This is a genomic window from Pseudomonas sp. KK4 (assembly GCF_001984065.1).
Classification (GTDB): domain Bacteria; phylum Pseudomonadota; class Gammaproteobacteria; order Pseudomonadales; family Pseudomonadaceae; genus Aquipseudomonas.
Genome location: NZ_LYVP01000228.1, coordinates 1 through 3,063 on the forward strand (window position 1 = coordinate 1; position 3,063 = coordinate 3,063).

A 3,063-nucleotide genomic window follows, 5' to 3' on the forward strand; every position below is an offset into this window, starting at 1 on the left:
AGTTCGAACTCGACCTGCTGGACAAGCCCTTCCCGCCGTTCTCCCCGGAAGAACTGGTGGAACAACAGAAACAGCTCGATTTCGATAACGGCTGGGCTCGCCCGATCATCCTGCAGAACCTGCGCCTGGCCGCCTGATCTTCAGCGACCTTTTCAGCGACACAGCCACCATGGCCCGACATCGAGATGAAAGTGATTGCGATGGGCGGCGTTGTAATCGGGGCTCAACACCACGCTGAACACGCCACAGGCGCCATCGCGCGCCTGCCTCAGAAACCGCGCGTCCTGGTTATCCTTCGGCCAATCCTTGAGCACACTGATGGTTCGCCCATCGGCCAGGCGGAATCCGGCGATGTCCAGGGCATTGGCCGATGCATGCTGGCTGCGCCGGGCATTCTCGCGGCCGTAGACATTGCGGCAGGCAAAACTGCCCAGATGATCGACCCGCGCAACCGACTGACCGTAGATCGCCTGTGCGGCAGGTTGCAGGGCGTGATGCTCGAACAGCGCGAACGATACCGCCAACCGGCAACTGGCGAGAAAACCACTGCTCAGCGCCACATCGCCGCCCTGCACCCGCATCACGTCAGTCAGCGGACACTTGCCGTCGGGGCTGTCGGCCTGTGGGTTCACCCGCAGGCCGGAACTGCTCAAGGCCTGCTCGCACAGCTGTGGGTCGTCGCGCAGGCGCATGAGTTTGTAGCGGGTGAGCAGGTTGGGTGGCGCTTTCACGTCCAGCGGTGCCCAGGGGTTCCACTGCGGCGGCAGCGACAGCCAGCCACGCCAGACACCCACACCCGCCGCAGCGAACAACGCCAGCAACAGGCACCCGCTGCGGCGCATCGTCAGCCTTTGAAAAACTGATTGGCCTGGGCGTAGGGCATCGAGCGCGAGGTGAAGCCGAAGGTGCCCGAGGTCTTGATCTCTTCGGCGGCACGATAGAACTCGCCCAGCGCCGCCAATGCCAGCGCCGAACCAACACTGATGCGCTTGACGCCCATTTCACTCAGTTCTTGCACCGTCAACTTCAAGCCGCCGGACATCAACACGTTGACCGGTTTGGGCGCCACGGCGCGGACCACCGCCAACACCTCTTCAGCGCTGCGCAGCCCCGGCGCATACAGCACATCGGCACCGGCCTTGGCGAACGCCTGCAAGCGGCGAAGGGTGTCGTCCAGATCCGGATTGCCGTGCAGGAAATTCTCCGCCCGGGCAGTCAGCATGAATGGGAACGGCAAGCTGCGCGCGGCAGCGACGGCGGCCTCGACCCGCGCCACGGCATGCTCGAAACAATAGATCGGCGCATCCGCCCGGCCCGTGGCGTCTTCGATCGAACCACCGACCGCCCCGGCGGCAGCGGCCTGCACAATGCTTTGCGCACATTCGGCGGGATCATCGGCAAAACCGTTTTCCAGATCCACCGAGACCGGCAGGTCGGTGGCGGCGACGATGGCCCGGACATTGGCCAGGGTCTGGTCCAGGGTCAGGCCACCATCGTGACGGGCCAGGGAAAAAGCCGCACCGGCACTGGTGGTCGCCAGCGCCTCGAATCCCAGGCCGGCAAGCATCTTCGCCGAGCCGGCATCCCATGGGTTGGGCATCACAAAAACCCCGTCGCGTTCGTGCAAGGCTTTGAACGCTTGGGCTCGAAGGGTTTGGGCATCCATTGGCTGGCTCCTGAAAAGGGGAACGAATCCGCCTTCAGAGCAGGCCAAGTTGCTCGGCGGCGGGCTCTCTGTATAGCTCAGGCAGCGCCGGCAAGCCAGGCAGACGCAGCATCAGACGGGCATGGAAACGTTGCGCCAGCTTCGCCGCCAACAGGTTGTCGGCGGTGTGCAGGAAGATATAGGGCGTGCGGCCTTCTTCGATCCACAGGGCGATTTTCTCTACCCATGGCAATAGAAACGGGTCGTTGGCCTCCAGTTGCGGATGGCCGATGAAGCGCACTTGCGGGGATTGGGTGAACGCCGCGGGGCGCGGTGGCACACGGGGCTTTTTCGATTGGGCGTGCAGGACCGAAGGATCGGTCGAGGTGCAGCTGAACAGTGCGCGGGGATCGAGGCAGATGCGCTCGACACCGCGATCCATGAGCAAGCGATTGAGCATTCGCTCGCTGTCACCCTTGGCGAAAAAGTCGTCATGGCGCACTTCAACCGCCAAGGGACGCTGCAGGGCATCGATGAAGCCGGCCAGTTCTGGCAGGCGATGCGGCGTGAAGCTTTTCGATAGCTGCAGCCACATCGGCGACACCCGCTCGCCAAGAGGGCTGAGCAATTGAGTGAAGGTTTCGGCGGCGGTCAGCTGTTCGCGCAGGTCGCCGCCGTGGCTGATGTCGCCGGGAAACTTGGCGGTGAAACGAAAATGCGCGGGCATGGTGTCGGCCCAGCGCTGCACGGTGCCGGCAGCCGGGCTCGCGTAGAAGGTCGTGTTGCCTTCCACGGCATTGAATACTTGGGAATACAGAGCGAGAAATTCGGCGGGCTTGGCGTCTAGCGGGTAGAGATAGTCGCGCCAGGCGTTTTCGCTCCAGGAGGGGCAGCCGAGGTAGTAAGGCAGCAACATCAGATGTACAGGTCGAGACCCAGCACTTCTGCATCCCAGTCGACGAAACCGGCCGTGCTCAGGTAGCTGGCCAGGGCCATCGCCACACTTTTGCTCATGGCACGGTGATAAAGCATGTCCTGCTGACGGGCGGGGAGATTGCTGATTTTTTGCGCAGCGGCCTTGGCGCGGGCGGTCATCTGTTCTTCGGACGGAATTTCCACTTCGCCGTCGATATCGACCGACTCTTCTTCCACCACAGAGCCTTTGCGAGGCTTGCGCTTGATGGGGTAGGACTGTGAGGAAAGGCCGTCTATACGCATAGGTGCATGCTCGGTATCAGTGATGGCAGTTTAGTGGCGCGTAGCCCACTTCGCAAACCGCCGAGTGATAACTAGAACACATAAAGGGCAAAAGGTTTAAAAGCTGGGGTTAGAAACGGACGATTGGCACGCCTGAAAGCTCCGCCGCCAAAGAACTGAAAAACACCGTGGCGAGGGAGCTTGCTCCCGCTGGGCTGCGA

The 3,063-nt window shown here is 62.4% G+C and carries 4 protein-coding genes and 1 pseudogene; 1 reads left to right on the top strand and 4 read right to left on the bottom strand.

What is annotated here, in order from left to right; genetic code table 11:
* A pseudogene (locus B0W55_RS29145) lies at positions 1-137 on the top strand (energy transducer TonB); the annotation flags it as partial.
* Between the two features lie 15 nt (positions 138-152).
* Here the strand turns inward: B0W55_RS29145 and B0W55_RS29150 are convergent.
* From B0W55_RS29150 to B0W55_RS29165, 4 genes are read right to left on the bottom strand one after another with little or no spacing between them, the layout of a single operon-like run.
* On the bottom strand, positions 153-842 hold the full coding sequence (locus B0W55_RS29150; RefSeq protein WP_077049352.1) for an extensin family protein: 690 nt from the start codon (positions 840-842) through the stop codon (positions 153-155).
* Between the two features lie 2 nt (positions 843-844).
* Complete coding sequence (locus B0W55_RS29155; RefSeq protein ID WP_077049353.1) at positions 845-1,666, bottom strand: oxaloacetate decarboxylase; 822 nt, start codon at positions 1,664-1,666, stop codon at positions 845-847.
* A gap of 34 nt (positions 1,667-1,700) precedes the next feature.
* Positions 1,701-2,561 carry a DUF72 domain-containing protein gene (locus B0W55_RS29160; protein WP_077049354.1) on the bottom strand — a complete coding sequence of 287 codons (861 nt, stop codon included), beginning with the start codon at positions 2,559-2,561 and terminating at the stop codon, positions 1,701-1,703.
* Positions 2,561-2,863 (bottom strand): hypothetical protein, encoded by a 303-nt coding sequence (locus B0W55_RS29165; protein ID WP_077049355.1) that lies wholly within the window; start codon positions 2,861-2,863, stop codon positions 2,561-2,563. Before B0W55_RS29165 ends, B0W55_RS29160 begins: the two co-directional genes overlap by 1 nt.
* Between the last annotated feature and the right edge of the window lie 200 nt (positions 2,864-3,063).

Coding starts and splice junctions, on each gene's coding strand:
- B0W55_RS29150 (WP_077049352.1), bottom strand. CDS start 842: ATGCGCCGCAGCGGGTGCCTGTTGCTGGCGTTGTTCGCTGCGGCGGGT.
- B0W55_RS29155 (WP_077049353.1), bottom strand. CDS start 1,666: ATGGATGCCCAAACCCTTCGAGCCCAAGCGTTCAAAGCCTTGCACGAA.
- B0W55_RS29160 (WP_077049354.1), bottom strand. CDS start 2,561: ATGTTGCTGCCTTACTACCTCGGCTGCCCCTCCTGGAGCGAAAACGCC.
- B0W55_RS29165 (WP_077049355.1), bottom strand. CDS start 2,863: ATGCGTATAGACGGCCTTTCCTCACAGTCCTACCCCATCAAGCGCAAG.